Source organism: Shinella sp. M27, assembly GCF_049199905.1.
Taxonomy (GTDB): Bacteria; Pseudomonadota; Alphaproteobacteria; order Rhizobiales; family Rhizobiaceae; genus Shinella.
In genome coordinates this window covers 21,597-42,171 of sequence record NZ_JBLZPK010000032.1, presented here as the reverse complement: position 1 = coordinate 42,171, position 20,575 = coordinate 21,597, and the positions used below count along the sequence as shown (strand labels likewise).

Here is a 20,575-nt window from a genome sequence, read left to right as displayed (position 1 = left end):
ATCCAAGGAGAAACTATCCATGAAATTCACGCTCTCCTGGCTGAAGGACCACCTCGACACCGACGCCTCGCTCGAAGACATCTGCGCGAAGCTGACGGCGATCGGCCTTGAAGTGGAAGACGTCGACGACAAGGCGGCGTTCAAGCCCTTCGTTATCGCCAAGGTCGTCTCGGCCGAACAGCATCCGAATGCCGACAAGCTGCGCGTCCTGATGGTGGATACTGGCAAGGGCGACCCGATCCAGGTCGTCTGCGGCGCGCCGAACGCCCGCGCCGGCCTCGTCGGCGCCTTCGCGGCGCCCGGCACCTATGTGCCCGGCATCGACGTGACGCTCGCCGTCGGCACGATCCGCGGCGTCGAGAGCCGCGGCATGATGTGCTCGGAGAAGGAACTCGAAATCTCCGACAACCATGACGGCATCATCGAGCTTTCCGCCGATGCGCCCGTGGGCACGAGCTACGCCTCCTATGTCGGCCTCGACGATCCGGTCATCGAGATCAACCTGACGCCGAACCGCCCTGATTGCACGAGCATTTTTGGCATTGCCCGCGACCTCGCCGCCTCCGGCCTCGGCACGCTCAAGACCCCGAAGGCCCCGTCCTTCAAGGTCGAAGGCGAAACGCCGGTCAAGGTGAGGCTGGAGCTCGGCGGCGACGATCATCTGTGCCCCGGCTTTGCGCTGCGTCTCGTGCGCGGCGTCAAGAACGGCCCGAGCCCGCGCTGGATGCAGCAGCGGCTCATCGCCATCGGCCTTCGCCCGATCAACGCGCTCGTCGACATCACCAACTACATGACCTTCGACCAGGGCCGTCCGCTGCATGTCTTCGACGCGGCCAAGGTGAAGGGCAATCTCGTCGTGCGCCGCGCGACCGAGGGCGAAAAGGTGCTGGCGCTCGACACGCGCGAATATACGCTGAACCCGGCCAACGTCGTCATCGCCGACGACAATGGCGTCGAATCCATCGGCGGCATCATGGGCGGCGAACATTCCGGCTGCGACGAGAACACCGTCGACGTGCTGATCGAATCGGCCCTCTGGGATCCGATGAACGTCGCCAAGACCGGCCGTTCGCACGGCATCATCACCGATGCGCGCTACCGCTTCGAGCGTGGCGTCGATCCGGAATACATGGTGCCCGGCCTCGAGCGTGCCACCGAACTGGTGCTCGAACTCTGCGGCGGCACGCCGGCCAAGACGGATGTCGTCGGCTACAAGGGTTATGACGCCAAGATCGTCGACTTCCCCTTCGCCGAGGTGAAGCGCCTGACCGGTCTGGACGTATCGGAAGCCGAAAGCGCCAATATTCTGACCCGCCTCGGCTTCACCGTGACGGGCTCCGGCGAGCGCGTCTCTGTCGCGGTCCCCTCCTGGCGTCCCGATGTCGACGGCAAGGCGGACCTCGTCGAAGAGGTCATGCGCATCCACGGCGTCGACAACATCAAGCCGTCGCCGCTCGAAAGCCATGGTTCGGTCAACGGCCGCATCCTGACGACGCTGCAGATCCGTTCGCGCCTTGCGAAGCGCGCGCTTGCCGCGCGCGGCATGCTGGAAGCCGTCACCTGGTCCTTCATCCCGAAGGCGCATGCCGAGCTGTTCGGCGGCGGTGCGCCGTCGCTTGCGCTGTCGAACCCGATTGCCGCAGACATGTCGGACATGCGCCCCTCGCTGCTGCCGGGCCTGCTCGCAGCCGCCCAGCGCAATGCCGACAAGGGTTACGGCGACGTCGCGCTGTTCGAAGTGTCCGGCACCTATGAGAACGACCGGCCCGAGGGCCAGCGCCGCGTGGCCGGCGGTATCCGCCGTGGCACGGCGTCGCTCGCCGGGTCCGGCCGCCTGTGGTCGAATGCCGCCAAGGGCGGCGGCAAGCCGGTCGATGTCTATGACGCCAAGGCCGATGCGCTCGCCGTGATCGAGGCTTGCGGCCTGCCGATGGGCAATGTGCAGATCGAGCCCGGCGCGCCGGCCTGGTATCATCCGGGCCGCTCCGGCACGATCAAGATGGGTCCGAAGATCGTTCTCGGTTACTTCGGCGAATTCCATCCGAAGGCGCTCGGCGCGCTCGACGTCTCCGGCGCGCTTGCCGGCTTCGAGATCTTCGTCGATGCCATGCCCGACCCGAAGAGGAAGGCGACCCGCACCAAGCCGGCGCTCGACCTCTCGCCCTTCCAGGCCGTCAAGCGCGACTTCGCCTTCGTCGTCGACAAGACGGTGGAAGCGGGCGCCATCGTGCGCGCCGCGACCGGCGCCGATCGCAAGCTGATCTCCGCCGTCAACGTCTTCGACGTCTTCGAGGGCGCCTCGGTCGGGGAAGGCAAGAAGTCGATCGCTATCGAGGTCGTCATCCAGCCGACCGACAAGACGCTGACGGATGAGGATTTCGAGGCGCTGACCGCCAAGATCGTCGGCAATGTCGTGAAGACGACGGGAGGCGCGCTACGCGCCTGATCACACAAAAAGCGGGGCGGTAACGCCCCGTTTTCCGTTTCGTGAGGGGTGGTCGCAATTTGTGAACGCACCGTCACCGGCGGGTGGATTGCGGAATGGTTAGCGAAACCTTAATTCCCTCCTCAGGAGGGATAACGAGGTCAAAATGGAATCCATTGCCAATCTTCTGCCTGTCGCCGCCATGGGCTTCGGCATCTATCTTTTCTTCCGCTGGGTCGTCAGCGACATGAACCGCCCCGCAGGTTCGTGATCACGCATTGCCGATGAGCACGCCGGCTGCCAGCACGAGGCTGCCGCCCAGCACGACCTGCATCGCCGCGCGCCAGAACGGCGTCTCCATATAGCGGTTCTGGATGAAAGCGATCGCCCACAGTTCCACGAACACGACGAAGACGGCGATGCTCGTCGCCAGCATGAAGTTCGGAATGAGATAGGGCAGCGCGTGGCCAAGGCCGCCGAGCGCCGTCATGATGCCGGAGGCAAGGCCGCGTTTGACCGGCGAGCCGCGCCCGGAGAGTTTTCCGTCGTCATGGGCGGCTTCCGTGAACCCCATGGAGATGCCGGCGCCGACCGAGGCCGACAGGCCGACGAGGAAGGTCTGCCAGGTATCCTGCGTGGCGAAGGCCGCGGCGAAGATCGGTGCGAGCGTCGAGACCGAGCCGTCCATCAGGCCGGCAAGGCCGGGCTGCACATAGGTCAGCACGAATTGCCGCCGCGCCGTCTGGTCTTCCTCTTCCTTCACGTCCGCAGGGGTGTGCTTCTCGCCGAGCCGCCGGGCGAGCGATTCGTGCGATTTCTCCGCCAGCGCCAGATCGCCCAGCAGTTTTCGCGTCGCCGCATCCTGCGTGCGCGCCGCCGCCATCAGGTAAAAGCGGTGCGCCGCCGCCTCCATGGCTTCCGCCTGCGCACGGATACTTTCCAGCGGCATGTTGCCGATCAGCCAGTCCGGCTTGCGCTCCGGAAAATCCCGCACGAATTCGCGCCGCACCAGCGGAATGCGGTCGCCAAAGCGGGCGATGTGCCGGTCGATCAGCATCTGGCGGTGATGGCTCTCCTCCGCCGCCATCTCCTCGAAGACACGGGCGGAATTGGGATAGGCGTCGCGCAGCGCATCCGCATAGGCGAGATAGATGCGTCCGTCATCCTCTTCGGAGGTGATGGCGAGCGCCAGGATTTCCTGTTCGCTCAGCGATTCGAGGCTGCGTTTGCCGGGGCGGAGAAGGCGGGAGAACATCGTCGGACATCCAATTTAGAATAATTCTAAATATAAGATGCGATGGCGTTTGGTCAACCTCGACAGGATGTCGCGCGTAGGGCTAGAGTGGAGGCCGACAAGACTGCAAGGGATGAGACGTGACCGCCGCACTGAAGCCTCTTTCCGCAGGCCGCGACACGCTGATGGACCGTCTCGGCCGAAAACTCGCCGACCGGCTGGAAAGCCAGACCTCCGGCTACGAGCCCTACACGCCCTCAGACCCCGAGACCCTGGCGCGCACGCTGCGACCGGGCGATATCCTGCTGATCGAGGGTAACCAGAAGGTCTCGGCGGCGATCAAATACCTCACGCAATCGACCTGGTCGCACGCCGCCCTCTTCGTCGGTGACCAGGTGCCGCTGACGCTCGACCAGGCCGCCCTGCGCGCAACCGAACGGCCGCAGCTCATCGAGGTCAATCTCGGCGAAGGTTGCGTGGCGGTGCCGCTCACCAAATACCGCACCTACAACACCCGCATCTGCCGCCCCGTCGGCCTGACGCCCGACGACCGCGACATGCTGGTCTCCTTCATGGTCTCGCGGCTTGGGCTGAAATACGACCTGAAGAACATCACCGACATGCTGCGCTATTTCCTGCCCACGCCGCCCATCCCGGTGCGCTGGCGCCGCCGCATGATCGCCTTCGGCTCGGGCGATCCGACGCGAGCGATCTGTTCGACGCTGATCGCCGAGGGCTTCGAGCGCATCCGCTACCCGATCCTGCCGGACGTGACGCGCGCGCCCGGCCATGCCGCCGCCACCTCGACCTATTCGCGCGAGGAAATCCTGCACATCCGCCACCACTCGCTCTACACGCCGCGCGACTTCGACCTCTCGCCCTATTTCGAGATCGTCAAGCCGACGCTGGAATACGGCTTCGACTACAAGCGGCTGGAATGGGCGCCAAACAGAGAAGGGCCGTAAAACGGCCCCTCGCAACGTCCGGCAATGAAAGCGTCGTGGCTCAGTTCTTGAGCGGCGAGATGGAAATCTCCACGCGGCGGTTCTGCGCGCGTCCCATTTCCGTCGCGTTGGAAGCGATCGGGCGCTCCAGGCCGTAGCCCATGGCCGACATGCGGCGCGGATCGACACCGCGCGAGGCGAGGTAATTGGCGACCGAATTGGCGCGGCGGTTGGAGAGATCCATGTTGTAGCCGGCATTGCCGACCGAATCGGTGTGGCCGTCGACGTCGATCAGCGTCTTGTCGAACTTGCGCAGCACGATCGCCACCGAATCGAGCGTCGGATAGAACGGCGGGATCACCTGGTCGCGGTCCGTCGCGAAGGTGACATTCGAGGGCATGTTGAGCACGATGCGGTCGCCGACGCGCGTCACCGAAACGCCGGTGCCCTGCAGCTGCGCGCGCAGCTCCGATTCCTGGTTGTCCATGTAATTGCCGATGGCGCCGCCGGCGAGCGCGCCGACACCCGCGCCGATCAGCGCGGCATTGCGGCGCTGCACGGGGTTGTTGCCGATGAGCAGGCCCGCGACCGCGCCGACGCCCGCACCGATGGCGGCACCGCCGGCCGTGTTGGAAACCTTCTGCTCGCCCGTATACGGATCCGTCGTCGTGCAGGCGGAAAGGTAGGTCGCGGCGAGCGCGACGAGCGCAACTTTCTTCAACATGGAGTGTCCCCGGAAACGTCGATGATTCTGCTTCAACCTAGCGATTGCGGCAGGAACATGAAAGAGGGCCGTTTTCAGGCGGTTTTCCCCTCACCCTCGCCGTTTCCGCTCGATGTGACACCCGCACTCGCCGCCACGACCAGCGCCGTGCCGAGCATCTGCAACGGCGTCATCGGCTGGCTGAGCACGAGGAAGCCGGCAAGCGCGCCGAGCGCCGGCTCCAGGCTCATCAGAATGCCGAAGGCCGACATGGGCATGCGGCGCAGCGCAATCATCTCCAGCGCATAGGGGAAGAGCGGCACGAGAACGGCAAGGCCGAGCATCATCCCGAGCCCCTCCGGGTTCAACGCCTCGCCGACGCGCGGCAGGCCGAAGGGGGCGGCGGCGATGGCGGCGAAGAGGAGCGACATGGAAAGGCCCTCCAGCCCCTTGAACACCGCCCCGGTCTTCTTCATGAGGATGATATAGGTGCCCCAGCCGACGCCCGCGCCACAGGCGAACAGCATGCCCACGGGATCGCCGACCCAGCCCGCGCCGTCATGCGACAGGAGCACGACGCCGGCAAAGGCCGCGACCGGCCAGATCAGCCGCCAGTCCTTGCCGAGCGACCAGGTGGCGACCGCCAGCGGCCCGAGGAATTCGATGGCAACGGCGAGACCGAGCGGGATGCGGGCGATCGCCGCGAAGAAACACAGCGTCATCGCCGCCATGGTGGCGCCGAGCAGGGCGGCACTCTTCCACTGTTCGCGGCTGTAGGAGCGCATCGGCGGGCGCACGATCAGCGCGAGGATCGCCGCGGCCATGACAAGACGCAGGAAGGTCGTCGTCGAGGGCCCGAAGGCATGGATCGCCGTCGCCGAAAAGGCCGAGCCGAACTGGATGCTCGACATCGAGCCGAAGCACAGCAGGATGCCCGTGAAGAGCCCCGCATTGCCCGAGCCCGAGAGACCGCCGCCGGCCGCCGCCTGTTGATCTGCCATAATAACTCCTCCCCTAGGACACCCAGTCCTAGAGGAGGGGCTGCCATCAGACAAATGGATAATCGTGACGCCTTACTTCAGTAATTTTGATGCAAGATATCAGCCCGTAATACCCTTCAGCGTGTTGGCGACGTTGAGGCCGATCTGCGGCACGCCGTAGCCGCCTTCCATGCAGACGAGGACCGGCACACCGGTCGCCGCGACTGCCTTGCCCATCGTGATGTAATCCGGCGAGGTCAGCTTGAAGAAGGAAATCGGGTCCTCCTCGAAGGTATCGACGCCGAGCGAGAGCACGATCACTTCCGCGCCGAAGGCTTCGATGCGCTTCAGCGAATCCTTCAGCGCCGCCTCCCAGACGGAATAGGGCGTGCCCGGCGGCATCGGGTAATTCTGCGTGTAACCCAAGCCGGCGCCCTTGCCGGTCTCCTCGGCATAACCCAGGAAATGCGGGAAGGCCTCGGCCGGATCGCCATGCAGCGAGGCGAAATAGACGTCGTCGCGCTCGTAGAAAATGTCCTGCGTGCCGTTGCCGTGGTGGAAATCGACGTCGAGGATCGCGACCTTCTTCGCGCCCTTGTCGAGGAAGCGCTGGGCGGCGACGGCGGCATTGTTGATGAAGCAATAACCGCCGAAACTATCGATGCCGGCATGGTGGCCGGGCGGGCGGCAGAGCGCGAAGGCGGACTTGGCACCGCCGGCGACGATATCGGCTGCCGTCAGCGCCGTCTGCATGGAGGAGAGCGCCGCCTCCCAGGTGCCGGGCGAGATCGCCGTTTCCGAGGCGTTGCAATAGTAGCCGAGCAGGCCGTCGATCTGGGTGGGGATGCGCGGCGAGGTGCGGCGCACGGGGAAGGACGTGGCGATCGCCTCGCCCTTGTAGCCGGCGGCCTGCCACTGCGTCCAGGCGGTCTGGAGGAAGGACAGGTAGCCGGCGTCATGCACCTTGTGCGCGGTTTCGAGGCCGTGCCGCTCCGGGGCGGCGATATCGGTAAAGCCGGCCTCCTTCACCGCAGCCAGAATCCATTCGGCCCGGAACGGTGCCTCGAAGGGCGGCACGAGCTCGCCGCCGTAAAGCTCGCTGCGAGCGTTCCTGAGCTTGTGGTCCTCGGAAAAGATAACGCGCATGAAAAGTCCCCATTGTCATTTGGACGCGACGGTAGTGCATTTTTCCGGCAAGGGAAATCTCTCCCGCGGGGTAGGTTTTCGCCCAAAATGCAAATCCGCCCCAGCCGATGGCCGTGCGGATTGCGGGACGATCCATGCTTCAGGCGAGCAGGGCCTTCCGCTGGCGGCCAAGGCCGATCTGCTTGATCAGCATGATATCGGCAACCGCGACGGCGGCGACGGCGATGAGGCCCATGCCGACGGCCGTCAGGCTGCCATGACCGAGAACGAGCACGGCCACACTGCCAAGCACCCAAAGCGCATCGCCGATGATGGCAAAGCGCACGGCGGCGGGCGACGGTTGCTCCTGCCGGCCGACGGCGAGGTGAAAACCGCCCCAGAAGACGAAGAAGACGGCGAAGGCCAGGAGAATGCCGGGTGTAACGAGCGGACCGACGAGGCCGCTGAGCGGGCCGGAAAAGGCGAAGAGCAGGCTGGCGGTGGCAAGCGAGAAGACGCCGTCGAACAGCATGATGGACTTCAAGAGATTGCGGTTGAGGGTGGCGAACATGATGGGCTCCTTTCGTTTCGATGGGCCGATCCTGCCCCGCGCCCCGTCGCAAACCAATTACGTCAGAGGTAATGGAAATCATGCCCCGCCTCGTGTTGAGTGCATGGGCAATCAGTGGAGGCGAGAATGGAATTCGGCGAACACCTGAAGGAATGGCGCAGCCACCGGCGCATGAGCCAGCTGGAACTGGCAAATGAGGCCGGCATTTCCTCGCGCCACCTCTCCTTCCTCGAAACCGGCCGCTCGCGCCCTTCGGAAGGCATGATCCTGCGGCTCTCCGCCGTGCTCGACATTCCCGCGCGCGATCAGGGCCTGCTGTTTTCCGCCGCCGGTTTTCGCCCGCGCTTCGGCACGGCGCCGGCCAAAAGCCTAGCCGCCGTGCCGCCCGCCGTCGCCGAGGCGATCGGCCTCATCCTCGGCCGGCACGATCCCTATCCGGGCGTCGTCTTCGATCATGAATACAATGTGCTGACGGCCAACCAGGCCTTTCTCGGCCTTGCCGGCATGGCGGGCATCGCCGTCTCGCCCGGCGACAATTTCCTCGATGCCTATCTTGGCCCGACACCGCTGCGCTCCATCGTCGTCAACTGGGCGCAATCGGCCGCCGATCTCGTGCACCGCATCCGAGCGGAGGCCTGGCTGCAGGGGCCGCGCAGCCCGCTCCTCAAGCGCATCGAGCGGCTCGCCGCCGCGGACGACATCAAGGCGGCGCTCGAAACCTTCCCGGAGGGCGACCGCCTGCCGATCCTGCCCATCGAGATGAAGATCGGCACGAAGCGCTTCAACTGGATCACCACGCTGACCTCCTTCGGCTCGGCGCAGGATGCGCTGGTGCAGGGCGTGCTGATCGAGAGCTTCTTCCCCGCCGATGCCGAGACGCGGGCACATTTCGAGGCCGCGTAACGTTCGCAACAGTGCTGGGGATGCCCGCCGCTCCACCCTGTCCTGCCGCGCCAAACGCACTACACTTGGGCCATGAGCTTCTTTTCCGAGACTGATTCGCCGACCAACCTCACCGAATATTCGGTGTCGGACCTGTCCGGCTCCATCAAGCGCACCATCGAGCAGGCGTTCGACCAGGTGCGGGTGCGCGGCGAGATTTCCGGCTATCGCGGCCAGCATTCCTCGGGACATGCCTATTTCTCGCTGAAGGACGACAAGGCGCGCATCGACGCCGTTATCTGGAAGGGCAGCTTTTCGCGCCTGCGCTTCAAGCCGGAAGAGGGCATGGAGGTGATCGCCACCGGCAAGATCACCACCTTCCCCGGCTCGTCGAAATACCAGATCGTCATCGAGGCGCTGGAGCCCGCCGGCGCCGGCGCGCTGATGGCGCTGCTGGAAGAACGCCGCCGCAAGCTTGCCGCCGAAGGCCTGTTCGATACCGAACGCAAGAAGCCGCTGCCCTTCCTGCCGAAGGTCATCGGCGTCATCACGTCGCCCACCGGTGCCGTCATCCGCGACATTCTCCACCGCATCGCCGATCGTTTTCCGGTCCATGTCGTCGTCTGGCCCGTCAAGGTGCAGGGCGAAGGTTCGGGACAGGAAGTCGCGGCTGCCATCGAGGGCTTCAACACGCTCGATCCACTCGGGCCGATCCGCATCCCGGATGTGCTCATCGTGGCGCGCGGCGGCGGCAGTCTGGAAGACCTCTGGAGCTTCAACGACGAGATCGTCGTGCGCGCCGCCGCCGCCTCGAAAATCCCGCTGATCTCGGCCGTCGGCCACGAAACCGACTGGACGCTGATCGACCACGCCGCCGACCGCCGCGCGCCGACACCGACGGGAGCCGCCGAAATGGCCGTGCCCGTGAAGGCCGATCTCGACGCCGAAGTCGCCTCGCTTGCCGCCCGCCTGCGCGGCGCGACGGCCCGGCAGATGGACAATCGCCGCCAGGGCGTTCGTGCGCTTGCCCGCGCGCTGCCCTCGCTCGACCAGCTTTTGGCGCTGCCGCGCCGCCGCTTCGACGAGGCGGCCGCCGGTCTTGGGCGCGGCCTGCACATGAACACCGTCAACAAGCGCCGGGCCTTCGAACGCACGTCTGCGCATCTGCGGCCCGACATGCTGCTGACCCGCATCGCCGAGCGCCGCCAGCGCGTGGCCGATCGCGTGCTGCGCGCCGAGCGCATCGTAGAGCGCCGGCTCGACCAGCTGCGCGCCCGCCTCTCCGCCTTCGACGTGTCGCTGCGCGCCACGCCCGCCCGCATCAAGGCGCAGACCGAGCGTTCGCGCGACAAGCTCAAGGGCCTGGCCTTGCGAGCCGAAAGCGCGCTATCCGGCGATCTCTCGCGCCGTCGCGCCCTCGTCCAGGCACAGGACCGCGTGCTGCAGTCGCTCTCCTATCGCAACGTGCTGAAGCGCGGTTATGCGCTGGTGCGCGACGAGGACGGCGTGCCAGTGAAGGGGGCGACAGCGCTTGGCCCCGGCCGCGCAATCGCCATCGAATTCGCCGATGGCAGCGTCGAGGCCATCACCGGCACGGGCACCCCTTCGGGTGGCGGCACGCCACCCCGCAAGAAGCCGGCCAAGCCGGAAGCGGAGGCGGCCAAACCGGCACCGCGCCAGGGCTCGCTGTTCTGAGGTCGCCATGCGTATCCTGCTCGTGCTCGCCCATCCCCTGGAAGACAGCTTTGCCGCCAGCACGGCCGAAACTGTGCGCCGGAAGCTCATGGAGAACGGCCATACGGTTGATCTTCTCGATCTCTATCGCGAGAATTTCGACCCGCGCCTCAGCGTGTCCGAGCGCAGCCGCTATTTCGAGCCGGACTATGACCCAGCGGAAGCCGAACCCTATATCATCAGGCTGAAAGCGGCCGACGGGCTGGTGCTGGTTTTCCCGCAGTGGTGGTTCAATTTCCCGGCCATCCTGAAGGGCTTCTTCGACCGCGTCTTCGCCCCCGGCGTCGCCTTCGAGAACGATCCGCAGGGCGGGCGCATTAAGCCGCGGCTCGGCAATATCCACCTGTTCTGGGCCTTCACCACGACCGGCTCGCCCTGGTGGGTCGTGAACTTCTATATGGGCAATCCCGTCAAGCGCCTTTTGAAGCGCGGCATCGCCGCCTTCTGCGCCAAGGGGCTGGATTTCAAGCTGGTCTCTCTCCACGACATGGACCGCATCGACGACACAAAGCGCCGCGCGCATCTTCTGCACGTCGAAAAACTCGTCGACCGAATCTAGCTACTCAAATTCGCCGAGAAATTTCCGCAGCAGGCCGTCGAGCGCCGCGCGCTCCTGCGCGTTGAGACCGCCGAGCAGCTTGTGCTGGTTCTCGACATGGTCCGTCACCGCCGCATCGACCAGTGCAAGTCCTTTCGGCGTCAGCGCAATGATCACGCCACGCCGGTCGTCGGGATTGTTCGCGCGTTCGATGAGGCCGGCCTTTTCCAGCTGGTCGAGCCGGTTGGTCATCGTGCCCGAGGACACCATGGTCGTGGCGATGAGGTCGCCCGGCGACAGGCGATAGGGCGGACCGGAGCGGCGCAGCGTCGCCAGCACGTCGAAACTCGCCGAATTCAGCCCATGCGCGGCCAGCGCCTTTTCGATCTCCCGCGCCAGATGGGTGCGCAGCCGCGCAATGCGGCCGAGAAGCCCCATCGGCTCGACATCGAGGTCGGGCCGTTCGCGGTTCCACTGGGCGAGAATTCTGTCGACATGATCCATGGCGCGACTAAAGCCGGCAACTATCTTGACGTCAAGATAAAATCACATATCTTGATATCAAGATTCTTTGAATGGAGATATCCATGTCTCGCACCGCCGATATCCTGCTCACCGCGACCGCCCCGGCCATCTGGGGCAGCACCTATATCGTCACGACCGAGCTTCTGCCATCAGGCTATCCGCTGACGGTCGCCATGCTGCGCGCTTTGCCGGCCGGTCTCATCCTGCTTGCGCTCGTGCGGCAGCTGCCGAAAGGCATCTGGTGGCCGCGCACATTCCTGCTCGGCGCGCTGAACTTCTCGTTCTTCTGGGCGATGCTCTTCGTCTCGGCCTATCGTCTGCCCGGCGGTGTCGCCGCGACCGTCGGTGCCATCCAGCCGCTGATCGTCCTCGGCCTGTCGCGCGCCGTGATGGGAACGGCGGTGCGTCCGCTTGCCGTCGTCGCCGGCCTTGCGGGCATCGGCGGGGTCGCGCTTCTCGTGCGGACACCGGCTGCCCATCTCGATCCGATCGGCATCGCCGCCGGCCTTGCCGGCGCAGTCTCCATGGCTTTCGGCACGGTTCTATCGCGCCACTGGCAGCCACCCGTGCCTCCGCTCACCTTCACCGCCTGGCAATTGACGGCCGGCGGCCTGCTGCTGGTGCCCGTCGCGCTCACCTTCGAACCCGCTCTGCCGGTTCCGTCCGTGCAGAACCTGCTCGGCTTCGTCTATCTCGGCGGCATCGGTGCGGCGCTAACCTATATCGTCTGGTTCCGCGGCCTGTCGCGGCTCGACCCGGCGACCGTCTCGCCGCTCGGCTTCCTCAGCCCGCTCGTCGCCGTCGTGCTCGGCTGGGCGCTGCTGGCGCAGGATCTCAACCTGCTCCAGATCGCCGGCATGGTGGTGGTTCTCGCCAGCGTCTGGCTCAGCCAATGGGCGCAATCGGCCCCGGCGGCAAAGACGGTCAGTCCGCGCGCTGCGCCTTCCGCCGCGCGGCCGTCAGCCCTTTGAAGACGGCATGGGCAAGGTCGGCCTCGACCATGGCGGAGAGGCCGGCGGCGGTGGTGCCGCGATATTCCATGAAGAGTTCGACGATATCGGCAGGCGTTTGCGCAATGCCCGCCATCTGCGTGGCGGCGCCGAGGAAAAGCTGGCGCACCGCGATGTCGGCCGTATCAGGGTCGATGCCGGATTCGATGGCGTGACGGATCATCGCGTCCGCCATCAGTGCCGGAAAGGCCGCACCCGACCCGGTCAGCGCCGTGAAATAGTCCAGCTCGTATTCGCCGCTGATGACATGCTCACGGCCGGACGCGGCAAAGAGCCGCCGGGCGAAGTCCAGCTCCGATCGGCGCACATCCTGTGTTGCGAACCACGGCGTAAACGACAGGCGCTGTTCGGCGCAGGCATTCGGCATCGCGCGAACGATGCGCTGTGCGCCAAACCGGTCGGAAATTTCCTCCACCGTCACCCCCGCCATGACCGAGATTACGAAGCGGCCGCGCAGATCCAGCTGCAGGGCCTCGATATCGGCCGGGCGGATGGAGAGGAGGATGACGTCGGAGGCATCGACGAGGATCGCGTTGTCCGTCGTCATATGCACGCCCGGCCAGGTTTCGAAGCCGGAAATATTGCCGGAGCGCGAGGACAGGACGAGATCGGCGGGTTTAATGATGCGGTCGGCCAGAACCGGCCGGAGGAGAGCCCCGGCCAGCCAACCGCCGCCGCCGATCACGCCGAGATGGGTCATGCGCGCTCGCCGGCCCACTCGCCGCCGCGCATGACCGGAGTGCGGCTGCCGTCATTGCGGATACCATCGATATCCACCTTGTCGGAGCCGATCATCCAGTCGATGTGGATGAGACTTTCATTGCCTCCCTGCGCGCGGATCTGTTCCGGTGAAAGGTTTGCGCCATCGAGGAAGCATTTGGAATAGCACTGGCCGAGCGCGATGTGGCACGAGGCGTTTTCGTCGAACAGCGTGTTGTAGAACAGGATGCCGCTCGCCGAAATCGGCGAGGAATGCGGCACCAGCGCCACTTCGCCCAAGCGGCGCGCGCCCTCGTCGGTATCCAGCACCTTGTTCAGCACCGCCTCGCCCTTCGATGCCTTCGCCTCGACGATGCGGCCGCCTTCGAAGCGCACCTGGATGTCGTCGATCAGCGTGCCCTGATGCGACAGCGGCTTGGTCGAGGAGACATGGCCTTCGACGCGCAGCGCGTGCGGCGTCGTGAACACTTCTTCCGTCGGGATGTTCGGATTGCAGGTGATGCCGTTCTTCGCCGTGGACGCGCCGCCGTGCCATTCGTGGCCGTCGGCGAGGCCAACCGTCAGGTCGGTGCCCGGTCCCTTGAAGTGAAGGGCGGCGAAACGCTCGCCGTTCAGCCAGGCCGAGCGTTTTGCAAGGCCAGCATTGTGCGCGGCCCAGGCTCCGACGGGATCGGCGACATCGACGCGCGAGGCGGCGAAAATCGCATTGGCGAGCTTTTCGACCGCGACGTCCTCCGGATCGTTCGGGAACACCTGTTTGGCCCAGGACGGGTTCGGATAGGAGACGATGTTCCAGTTGATGTCGAAATTGGCGATCTTCTCCAGCGCCGGCTTGTAGGCCATGGAATTGGCCTTGTTGGCGCGGGCGACCTTGGCCGGGTCCTCATTGGCAAGCAGCATCGGATTGTCGCCGGCAATGGCGAGGCGCGCCGCGCCATTGGCATAGGCCTTGGCCATGCCCTCGTAGAGCCAGTCCGAGGCACGGTCGAAGCTTTCGTCCGGTGCATTGTGGTAGCGGGCGAGGGTCGCCTCCTCGTCGGCATAGAAGGTGCTGACGAGGCCGGCGCCGGCCTTGTAGGCGTGTTTGGTGATGAGGCGGACGAGCGGCAGCGCGGCAATCGGCGCCGTCATCACGAGGTCCTGTCCCTTCTGAAGCTGCAGGCCGACGCGCACGGCGACCTCGGCGAGCTTGTCGAGTTTTGCGGGATCAACGGCGGCGGCGGAATTGGCGGGGTATGTCATGACAGGCCTGTCTTTCTGAAATCGATGGATGAAACTTAGTGTGCGGAGCGCCGAATGAGAAGGCGCAATCAGGCGATGACGGATGCGGAAATCGACTTCAGCGCCGTCAGGACATCGCGCGGCGCAAGCCGCACCTGCAAGCCACGCTGGCCGCCGTTCATATAGACGGCCTCATGCGCCAGCGCCGCCTCCTCGATCGCCGTCGGCACCTGCTTCTTCTGCCCGAACGGGCTGATGCCGCCGACGACGAAGCCGGTCACCCGCTCGGCATCGGCGGGTTTCATCATATTGGCCGACTTGCCCTTGAAGGCGCTGGCGAGCTTTTTCATGCTGACCTCGCAATCGGAGGGCACGATGACGCAGACCGGCTTGCCATCCACCTCCGCCATCAGCGTCTTCAGCACGCGCGCCGGATCTTCCCCCAAAGCCTCGGCGGCCTGGATGCCGACGCGGTCGGCGGTCGGATCGTAGTCATAGGTATGGACGGTGAAGGAAACGCCGGCCTTGGCGAGGGCCTGGGTGGCGCGGGTGGTCTTGGACATGAGCGGGCCGTCATCGAAACGAAAATATCGGACCGCATGGGTGCGAAATGCCGGGCGGCTTGTCAACCGCCCGGACAGAGGGTGCTCAGACCCGCTCCAGCGCCACGGCGATGCCTTGCCCGACGCCGATGCACATGGTGGACAGCGAGCGCTTCTTGCCGGAAAGCTGCAATTCCAGCGCCGCAGTCCCGGTGATACGCGCACCGGACATGCCAAGCGGATGGCCAAGCGCAATGGCTCCGCCATTCGGATTGACCTGCTCGGCATCATCGGCAATGTCGAGTTCGCGCAGTGTGGCGAGGCCCTGCGAGGCGAAGGCCTCGTTGAGTTCGATCACGTCGAAATCCGAGGGCTTGAGGCCGAGGCGGGCGCAAAGGCGCTGTGTGGCTGCGACCGGGCCGATGCCCATGATGCGGGGCGGCACACCGGCCATGGCGCCGCCGAGAATGCGGGCGATCGGCGTCAGGCCGTATTTCTTCACCGCCGCTTCGGAGGCGATGATCAACGCGGCCGCGCCGTCATTGACACCAGACGCATTACCCGCCGTCACCGTGCCGCCCTCCTTCTTGAAGGGCGTGCCGAGCTTGGCGAGCGCCTCCATCGTCGTTGCACGCGGATGTTCATCCTTCTCCACCACGACCGCATCGCCCTTGCGCTGCGCAATGGTCACGGGCGTGATTTCCTTCGTCAGACGGCCATTCGCCTGCGCCGCAGCCGCCTTGGCCTGCGAGCGCAGGGCAAAGGCGTCCTGATCCTCGCGCGACACCTTGAACTCTTCGGCGACGTTCTCGCCGGTCTCCGGCATGGAATCGACGCCATACTGCTTCTTCATCACCGGATTGACGAAGCGCCAGCCGATCGTCGTGTCGTGGATTTCAGCGTTCCGCGAAAACGCCGTCTCCGCCTTAGGCATGACGAAGGGCGCGCGGCTCATGCTCTCGACGCCGCCGGCGATCATCAAGTCCGCCTCACCCGCCTTGATGGCGCGCGCCGCGGCGATGACGGCATCCATGCCCGAGCCGCAGAGCCGGTTGATCGTCGTGCCCGAGACCGAAACGGGCAGGCCCGCCAGCAGCGACGCCATGCGCGCGACGTTCCGGTTATCCTCGCCCGCCTGGTTAGCGCAGCCGTAGATCACATCGTCGACCGCTTCCCAGTCGATGCCGGCATTCCTGGCCATCAGCGCCCTCAGCGGGGTGGCGCCGAGATCGTCGGCGCGCACGGACGAGAGCGAGCCGCCGAAACGGCCGATGGGCGTGCGGATATAGTCGCAGATATAGGCGTCAGACATGTTTTTCCTCAGAGTTCCGGCACGACGAGATCGGCGACGGGGCCGTCGAGATGGAGCGTCGCGCCCGTCATAGCCTGCAATTCCTCGACCGTCATGCCTTCAAGCTTTTCGCGCAGCACGAAGCGGCCACCCGACACGTCGATGACGGCGTGGCTGGTATAGATACGGGTAATGCAGCCGACGCCGGTCAGCGGAAAGCTGCAACGCTCCACCAGCTTCGGTTCGCCATTCTTGGTGACATGCTCGGTGATGACGACGACCGACTTTGCCCCATGCACCAGATCCATCGCGCCGCCGACCGCCGGCACGCCCTTGGAGCCGACGCGCCAGTTGGCGAGGTCGCCATTCTCCGCCACCTGGTAGGCGCCGAGGATCGCCACATCGAGATGCCCGCCGCGCACCATGGCGAAGCTGTCGGCGTGGTGGAAGAAGGCAGAACCCGGCTTCAGCGTCACCGCCTTCTTGCCGGCATTGATCAGGTCCCAGTCTTCCTCACCCGGCGGCGGCGCCTCGCCGAAATCCAGAATGCCGTTCTCCGTATGGAAGATCGCCTCGCGCCCTTCGGGCTTATAGCGCGCCACCATCTCGGGAAAGCCGATGCCGAGGTTCACATAGGCGCCGTCGGCAATGTCCTGCGCCGCGCGCCAGGCGATCTGGGCGTTGGAAAGCTTGATGTCTTCGCGTGTATCGACGGTCATGCGTAGGCCACTCCTGCGCGGATCAGCGCTTCTTCCTGGCCGGGATTAGCGACTTCGACGATCTGGTCGACGAAGATACCCGGCGTGACGACCTGTTCGGGATCGATACCCCCCGGCGGCAACAGCCGGGAGACCTGCACGATGGTCTTGCCCGCCGCCATGCACATCAGCGGGCTGAAATTGCGGGCGGCCTTGTTGTAGGTGAGGTTGCCATGCGTATCGCCGACTTCAGCCTTGATCAGCGCGAAATCCGCCTTCAGCCAGCGTTCCTGCACATACATGCGGCCATCGAATTCCGCGACCGGCTTGCCCCCGGCGAGTTCCGTGCCGAAACCCGTCGGCGTGTAGAAGGCGGGGATGCCCGCGCCGCCGGCGCGAATGCGCTCGGCCAGCGTGCCCTGCGGCACCAGTTCCAGCTCGATTTCGCCTGACAGATAGCGTTCCGTGAAGGCGCGCGGATCGGACGAGCGCGGGAAGGAGCAGACCATTTTGCGCACCCGCCCCGCATCGATCATCGCCGCGATGCCGACGCGCCCGTTGCCGGCATTGTTGTTGATGACAGTGAGGTCCCTCGCCCCCGTATCGATCAGCGCGTGGATCAGCTCGATCGGCGCGCCGGAGCCGCCGAACCCGCCGATCATCACCGTCGCACCGTCGCCGATGCCCGATACCGCTTCCGCCAGACTTGAGATGCTCTTGTCCATGCCAATCTCCCGATGTCGGCAAGAGAGGTAAATCCGAACGGGAAAAGCGGCAATGCATTTTGTGCGTTATTTGACTTTTGTTCAATATACGCACAAGATGAACAACCGAAGCGAGACGGATTTGAAGACGGCCTCACCTCCTCTCAACGCCATGTCAGGCCTTGAGCCGAGGATCCGCACGGCACCCACAGAGGGTGGATGCTCGGGTCAGGCCCGAGCATGACGGAGGAGAGGTCGCGATCGGGAAGGAACTGGGAATGCGGGAAACGGACTTCATCGGCGGCTTCGCCAAGGGCCTCCGGGTCATCGAAGCCTTCGGCGAGACAAAGCCGCGCCTCACCATTACCGACATCGCGAGGGAAACCGGCCTCGACCGGGCCACGGCGCGGCGGTGCCTTTTGACACTCGCCGAACTCGGCTACGCCGCCTATGACGGCAAGTTCTTCGAGCTGACGCCGAAGATTCTTCGGCTCGGTCATGCCTATCTCTCGGCGACCCCGCTGCCGCGCCTCGTCCAGCCGTTTCTCGACCAGCTCTCCGAAACGGTCGGCCAGAGCGCGTCCGCCTCGGTGCTCGATGGCGCCGATATCGTCTATGTCGCGCGGGCCGCGCAGAAGCGCGTCATGTCGATCAGCCTGATGGCCGGCTCGCGCCTGCCGGCCTATTGCGCCTCCATGGGCCGCGTGCTGCTCGCAGCCCTCCCCGAGGCGGACGCCCGCGCCATCATCGAGGCTTCCGAGCGCAAGGCCAACACGCCCTTCACCAAGACCGATCCCGACGCGCTGCTGGACGAACTCTCGAAAGTCCGCAAACAGGGTTTCGCCCTGATCGACCAGGAGCTTGAAATCGGCCTGCGCTCCATCGCCGTGCCGTTGGAAAACGCGCGCGGCCGCACCGTCGCAGCCCTCAATATCGGCGCGCCGGCCGCCCATGCCGCCGCGGAAGAAATGATCGAGCGCTATCTGCCGGCGATGCGCGCGGTGCAGGCGGCGCTGCGGCCGCTGCTCGCCTGATCTTGACAGACCGCAGGCGCGGCCCCCACCTTTTGCAGCGCAACAGGAGGCCGCCATGTCCGACGACGAGAGCAAGCTCACCCGCACCAAGCGCCAATGGGCAGACCAGGGAAAATTCCTGACCGGCCGCATCGCCCGGCCGGAAACCGATCGCCTGCCGCCCGGTCAGCATCTCGTGACGAACTGGCCCGTGCTCGATCTCGGCCAGCAGCCCGTCATCCGCCCGGAAAGCTGGCGGCTCGATGTGAAGGGTGGCGCGGAAAACCCAATGTCTTTCGGCTGGACGGACTTTCTCGCCTTGCCGCAGAGCCAGAAACTGTCCGACATCCACTGCGTGACGACCTGGTCGCGCTATGACAACCGCTGGGAAGGTGTTTCGACCCGCGACCTGCTCGACCGCGTGATGCCCCGGCCGGAGGCGAATTTCGTGATGCTGACGAGCTATGACGGCTATACGACCAACCTGCCGCTGGCCGATTTCGCCGCCGAAGACGCCATTCTGGCCACGCACTGGGAGGGCAAGCCGATCTCAGCCGAGCATGGCGGACCGATGCGCCTCGTCGTGCCGCATCTCTATTTCTGGAAGAGCGCCAAGTGGCTGACCCGCATCGATTTCCTGCCCGGCGACCAGGCCGGGTTCTGGGAGCGCAACGGCTATCACATGCGCGGCGATCCCTGGGCGGAAGAACGCTATTCCGACGACTGAGCTGCCAGCCGCGCCCGCTCCGCCAGCCGGAAGGCGCGCGGCGTCGCCCCCGTCGCCCGCAGGAAAGCGCGGGAGAAATAGGCGGCATCCGCAAAACCGAGGGCAAGGCCGATCTCCTGCGCCGGGGTCTCGGTGAAGACCAACGCGCGCTTGGCCTCGTCAATAAGTTTGCGGGCGATATAGGCATGCGCCGTCAGCCCCGTCGCCGCCTTGACGACGCGGTTGAGATGGGTCGGCGAAATGCCGATTTCCCGCGCATAGAACTGTGCCGGCTTCTGGTTGCGGAAATGCTGCTGGATCAGGCCGTTGAGATGCTCCATGCGCCGCGCCGTCTCGCCCGTCGCTTCACCCACCCCTTGCGTGGGGTTGTCCCGGCTCCACAGCCGTGCCGCAAGCGTCAGCACCGAGACCAGATAGGCCTCCATCAGGTCCGTGCGGCCGCCGCGCCGCCCCGCCCATTCGCCGGCCAGCCGCTCCAGCGCCGCCAACACGAAGCCGCCATCCGGATCGCCGGCATCGAGCGGCGTCACGCGGGGCTCGGCCGCAAACCGCCCCACCTCGCCGGAAAGGCGCAGATGCGAGGCGAGCAGGGTGAAGACGTGACCATCGACATCGCGGGAAAAGCGGAACCCGTGATCGACCGCCGGCGGCATCGTGACGATGGCCGGCGGCGTCAGCGCCACTGTTTCGGCGCCGAACCGCGCGTCGCCCGATCCGGCGGAAATGTACAGGATCTGGAAAAAGCTCTCGTGCCGGTGCAGGCCGATCTCATAGCGGAGCAGGCTGCTGCGTGACGGGATCGTCTCGCAATGCAGCCAGAAATCCGGCCCGTTTCCCGCCTTTTCGCCATAGAGATCGTAGGTCGGAACGGTTTTCGCCATGTCACCGCCTCCCGATGGCAATGTTCGTTTTGTACAAGTTGAGGAGTGATCCGTCCATTGCGCAAGTCTGCCCGCTTCCCGAAACTTTGCGAAATGTCAGGGAGAGG

General features: G+C 65.4%; 21 protein-coding genes. 8 read left to right on the top strand and 13 right to left on the bottom strand.

Features of this window, described 5'->3' with window-relative positions; all coding sequences use genetic code 11:
* Nucleotides 1-19 precede the first annotated feature (19 nt).
* Nucleotides 20-2,446 carry a phenylalanine--tRNA ligase subunit beta gene (pheT, locus tag ACOZK4_RS12385; RefSeq protein ID WP_421592137.1) on the top strand — a complete coding sequence of 809 codons (2,427 nt, stop codon included), beginning with the start codon at nucleotides 20-22 and terminating at the stop codon, nucleotides 2,444-2,446.
* A gap of 250 nt (nucleotides 2,447-2,696) precedes the next feature.
* Here the strand turns inward: pheT and mbfA are convergent, their stop codons facing one another.
* Nucleotides 2,697-3,680, bottom strand: a complete 984-nt coding sequence (gene mbfA / locus ACOZK4_RS12380; RefSeq protein WP_421592136.1) for an iron exporter MbfA — start codon at nucleotides 3,678-3,680, stop codon at nucleotides 2,697-2,699.
* Between the two features lie 164 nt (nucleotides 3,681-3,844).
* Here mbfA and ACOZK4_RS12375 point away from each other — a divergent pair, with 164 nt between their 5' ends.
* Nucleotides 3,845-4,624 (top strand): lipo-like protein, encoded by a 780-nt coding sequence (locus tag ACOZK4_RS12375; RefSeq protein WP_421592249.1) that lies wholly within the window; start codon nucleotides 3,845-3,847, stop codon nucleotides 4,622-4,624.
* Between the two features lie 40 nt (nucleotides 4,625-4,664).
* Here the strand turns inward: ACOZK4_RS12375 and ACOZK4_RS12370 are convergent, their stop codons facing one another.
* The 4 genes from ACOZK4_RS12370 to ACOZK4_RS12355 all read right to left on the bottom strand — a co-directional run bounded on the left by ACOZK4_RS12370 (nucleotide 4,665) and on the right by ACOZK4_RS12355 (nucleotide 7,982).
* Nucleotides 4,665-5,327, bottom strand: coding sequence for an OmpA family protein (locus tag ACOZK4_RS12370; RefSeq protein WP_421592135.1), 663 nt, complete (start codon nucleotides 5,325-5,327; stop codon nucleotides 4,665-4,667).
* A gap of 74 nt (nucleotides 5,328-5,401) precedes the next feature.
* Complete coding sequence (locus ACOZK4_RS12365; protein WP_421592134.1) at nucleotides 5,402-6,307, bottom strand: EamA family transporter; 906 nt, start codon at nucleotides 6,305-6,307, stop codon at nucleotides 5,402-5,404.
* Nucleotides 6,308-6,406: 99 nt separating this feature from the next.
* Complete coding sequence (locus ACOZK4_RS12360) at nucleotides 6,407-7,432, bottom strand: histone deacetylase family protein (protein WP_421592133.1); 1,026 nt, start codon at nucleotides 7,430-7,432, stop codon at nucleotides 6,407-6,409.
* Between the two features lie 139 nt (nucleotides 7,433-7,571).
* A complete protein-coding gene (locus ACOZK4_RS12355; protein ID WP_421592132.1) occupies nucleotides 7,572-7,982 on the bottom strand; it encodes a hypothetical protein in 411 nt (136 codons plus the stop codon).
* 126 nt (nucleotides 7,983-8,108) lie between these two features.
* Here ACOZK4_RS12355 and ACOZK4_RS12350 point away from each other — a divergent pair, with 126 nt between their 5' ends.
* The 3 genes from ACOZK4_RS12350 (at nucleotide 8,109) to ACOZK4_RS12340 (ending at nucleotide 11,157) form a co-directional block, all read left to right on the top strand.
* Nucleotides 8,109-8,885: a helix-turn-helix domain-containing protein gene (locus ACOZK4_RS12350; RefSeq protein ID WP_421592131.1), complete on the top strand. Its 777-nt coding sequence runs from the start codon at nucleotides 8,109-8,111 to the stop codon at nucleotides 8,883-8,885.
* A gap of 72 nt (nucleotides 8,886-8,957) precedes the next feature.
* Entirely contained in the window at nucleotides 8,958-10,559 is a 1,602-nt protein-coding gene (gene xseA, locus ACOZK4_RS12345; protein ID WP_421592130.1) for an exodeoxyribonuclease VII large subunit, read from the top strand.
* Nucleotides 10,560-10,566: 7 nt separating this feature from the next.
* On the top strand, nucleotides 10,567-11,157 hold the full coding sequence (locus ACOZK4_RS12340) for an NAD(P)H-dependent oxidoreductase (protein WP_421592129.1): 591 nt from the start codon (nucleotides 10,567-10,569) through the stop codon (nucleotides 11,155-11,157).
* On the opposite strand, the gene ACOZK4_RS12335 is transcribed toward ACOZK4_RS12340, so the two are convergent.
* Nucleotides 11,158-11,640, bottom strand: coding sequence for a MarR family winged helix-turn-helix transcriptional regulator (locus ACOZK4_RS12335; protein ID WP_421592128.1), 483 nt, complete (start codon nucleotides 11,638-11,640; stop codon nucleotides 11,158-11,160).
* 71 nt (nucleotides 11,641-11,711) lie between these two features.
* Between ACOZK4_RS12335 and ACOZK4_RS12330 the strand changes: the two genes are divergently transcribed.
* A complete protein-coding gene (locus ACOZK4_RS12330) occupies nucleotides 11,712-12,632 on the top strand; it encodes an EamA family transporter (RefSeq protein WP_421592127.1) in 921 nt (306 codons plus the stop codon).
* On the opposite strand, the gene ACOZK4_RS12325 is transcribed toward ACOZK4_RS12330, so the two are convergent.
* The 6 genes from ACOZK4_RS12325 to ACOZK4_RS12300 all read right to left on the bottom strand — a co-directional run bounded on the left by ACOZK4_RS12325 (nucleotide 12,586) and on the right by ACOZK4_RS12300 (nucleotide 17,868).
* On the bottom strand, nucleotides 12,586-13,371 hold the full coding sequence (locus tag ACOZK4_RS12325; protein WP_421592126.1) for a pyrroline-5-carboxylate reductase family protein: 786 nt from the start codon (nucleotides 13,369-13,371) through the stop codon (nucleotides 12,586-12,588). The genes ACOZK4_RS12330 and ACOZK4_RS12325 overlap by 47 nt on opposite strands.
* A complete protein-coding gene (locus ACOZK4_RS12320) occupies nucleotides 13,368-14,633 on the bottom strand; it encodes an aminopeptidase (protein WP_421592125.1) in 1,266 nt (421 codons plus the stop codon). Before ACOZK4_RS12320 ends, ACOZK4_RS12325 begins: the two co-directional genes overlap by 4 nt.
* Before the next feature lie 68 nt (nucleotides 14,634-14,701).
* Nucleotides 14,702-15,175, bottom strand: a complete 474-nt coding sequence (gene ybaK / locus ACOZK4_RS12315; protein ID WP_421592124.1) for a Cys-tRNA(Pro) deacylase — start codon at nucleotides 15,173-15,175, stop codon at nucleotides 14,702-14,704.
* A gap of 85 nt (nucleotides 15,176-15,260) precedes the next feature.
* A complete protein-coding gene (gene pcaF, locus ACOZK4_RS12310; RefSeq protein WP_421592123.1) occupies nucleotides 15,261-16,466 on the bottom strand; it encodes a 3-oxoadipyl-CoA thiolase in 1,206 nt (401 codons plus the stop codon).
* 8 nt (nucleotides 16,467-16,474) lie between these two features.
* Nucleotides 16,475-17,164, bottom strand: coding sequence for a CoA transferase subunit B (locus ACOZK4_RS12305; protein WP_421592122.1), 690 nt, complete (start codon nucleotides 17,162-17,164; stop codon nucleotides 16,475-16,477).
* Nucleotides 17,161-17,868, bottom strand: a complete 708-nt coding sequence (locus tag ACOZK4_RS12300; protein ID WP_421592121.1) for a 3-oxoacid CoA-transferase subunit A — start codon at nucleotides 17,866-17,868, stop codon at nucleotides 17,161-17,163. The genes ACOZK4_RS12305 and ACOZK4_RS12300 overlap by 4 nt, the downstream gene beginning before the upstream one ends.
* Before the next feature lie 257 nt (nucleotides 17,869-18,125).
* Here ACOZK4_RS12300 and ACOZK4_RS12295 point away from each other — a divergent pair, with 257 nt between their 5' ends.
* A complete protein-coding gene (locus ACOZK4_RS12295) occupies nucleotides 18,126-18,881 on the top strand; it encodes an IclR family transcriptional regulator (RefSeq protein WP_421592120.1) in 756 nt (251 codons plus the stop codon).
* 55 nt (nucleotides 18,882-18,936) lie between these two features.
* On the top strand, nucleotides 18,937-19,587 hold the full coding sequence (locus ACOZK4_RS12290; RefSeq protein ID WP_421592119.1) for a sulfite oxidase-like oxidoreductase: 651 nt from the start codon (nucleotides 18,937-18,939) through the stop codon (nucleotides 19,585-19,587).
* Here the strand turns inward: ACOZK4_RS12290 and ACOZK4_RS12285 are convergent.
* Nucleotides 19,572-20,468 carry a helix-turn-helix domain-containing protein gene (locus tag ACOZK4_RS12285; RefSeq protein ID WP_421592118.1) on the bottom strand — a complete coding sequence of 299 codons (897 nt, stop codon included), beginning with the start codon at nucleotides 20,466-20,468 and terminating at the stop codon, nucleotides 19,572-19,574. The genes ACOZK4_RS12290 and ACOZK4_RS12285 overlap by 16 nt on opposite strands.
* Between the last annotated feature and the right edge of the window lie 107 nt (nucleotides 20,469-20,575).

Coding starts and splice junctions, on each gene's coding strand:
- pheT (WP_421592137.1), top strand. CDS start 20: ATGAAATTCACGCTCTCCTGGCTGAAGGACCACCTCGACACCGACGCC.
- mbfA (WP_421592136.1), bottom strand. CDS start 3,680: ATGTTCTCCCGCCTTCTCCGCCCCGGCAAACGCAGCCTCGAATCGCTG.
- ACOZK4_RS12375 (WP_421592249.1), top strand. CDS start 3,845: ATGGACCGTCTCGGCCGAAAACTCGCCGACCGGCTGGAAAGCCAGACC.
- ACOZK4_RS12370 (WP_421592135.1), bottom strand. CDS start 5,327: ATGTTGAAGAAAGTTGCGCTCGTCGCGCTCGCCGCGACCTACCTTTCC.
- ACOZK4_RS12365 (WP_421592134.1), bottom strand. CDS start 6,307: ATGGCAGATCAACAGGCGGCGGCCGGCGGCGGTCTCTCGGGCTCGGGC.
- ACOZK4_RS12360 (WP_421592133.1), bottom strand. CDS start 7,432: ATGCGCGTTATCTTTTCCGAGGACCACAAGCTCAGGAACGCTCGCAGC.
- ACOZK4_RS12355 (WP_421592132.1), bottom strand. CDS start 7,982: ATGTTCGCCACCCTCAACCGCAATCTCTTGAAGTCCATCATGCTGTTC.
- ACOZK4_RS12350 (WP_421592131.1), top strand. CDS start 8,109: ATGGAATTCGGCGAACACCTGAAGGAATGGCGCAGCCACCGGCGCATG.
- xseA (WP_421592130.1), top strand. CDS start 8,958: ATGAGCTTCTTTTCCGAGACTGATTCGCCGACCAACCTCACCGAATAT.
- ACOZK4_RS12340 (WP_421592129.1), top strand. CDS start 10,567: ATGCGTATCCTGCTCGTGCTCGCCCATCCCCTGGAAGACAGCTTTGCC.
- ACOZK4_RS12335 (WP_421592128.1), bottom strand. CDS start 11,640: ATGGATCATGTCGACAGAATTCTCGCCCAGTGGAACCGCGAACGGCCC.
- ACOZK4_RS12330 (WP_421592127.1), top strand. CDS start 11,712: ATGGAGATATCCATGTCTCGCACCGCCGATATCCTGCTCACCGCGACC.
- ACOZK4_RS12325 (WP_421592126.1), bottom strand. CDS start 13,371: ATGACCCATCTCGGCGTGATCGGCGGCGGCGGTTGGCTGGCCGGGGCT.
- ACOZK4_RS12320 (WP_421592125.1), bottom strand. CDS start 14,633: ATGACATACCCCGCCAATTCCGCCGCCGCCGTTGATCCCGCAAAACTC.
- ybaK (WP_421592124.1), bottom strand. CDS start 15,175: ATGTCCAAGACCACCCGCGCCACCCAGGCCCTCGCCAAGGCCGGCGTT.
- pcaF (WP_421592123.1), bottom strand. CDS start 16,466: ATGTCTGACGCCTATATCTGCGACTATATCCGCACGCCCATCGGCCGT.
- ACOZK4_RS12305 (WP_421592122.1), bottom strand. CDS start 17,164: ATGACCGTCGATACACGCGAAGACATCAAGCTTTCCAACGCCCAGATC.
- ACOZK4_RS12300 (WP_421592121.1), bottom strand. CDS start 17,868: ATGGACAAGAGCATCTCAAGTCTGGCGGAAGCGGTATCGGGCATCGGC.
- ACOZK4_RS12295 (WP_421592120.1), top strand. CDS start 18,126: ATGCGGGAAACGGACTTCATCGGCGGCTTCGCCAAGGGCCTCCGGGTC.
- ACOZK4_RS12290 (WP_421592119.1), top strand. CDS start 18,937: ATGTCCGACGACGAGAGCAAGCTCACCCGCACCAAGCGCCAATGGGCA.
- ACOZK4_RS12285 (WP_421592118.1), bottom strand. CDS start 20,468: ATGGCGAAAACCGTTCCGACCTACGATCTCTATGGCGAAAAGGCGGGA.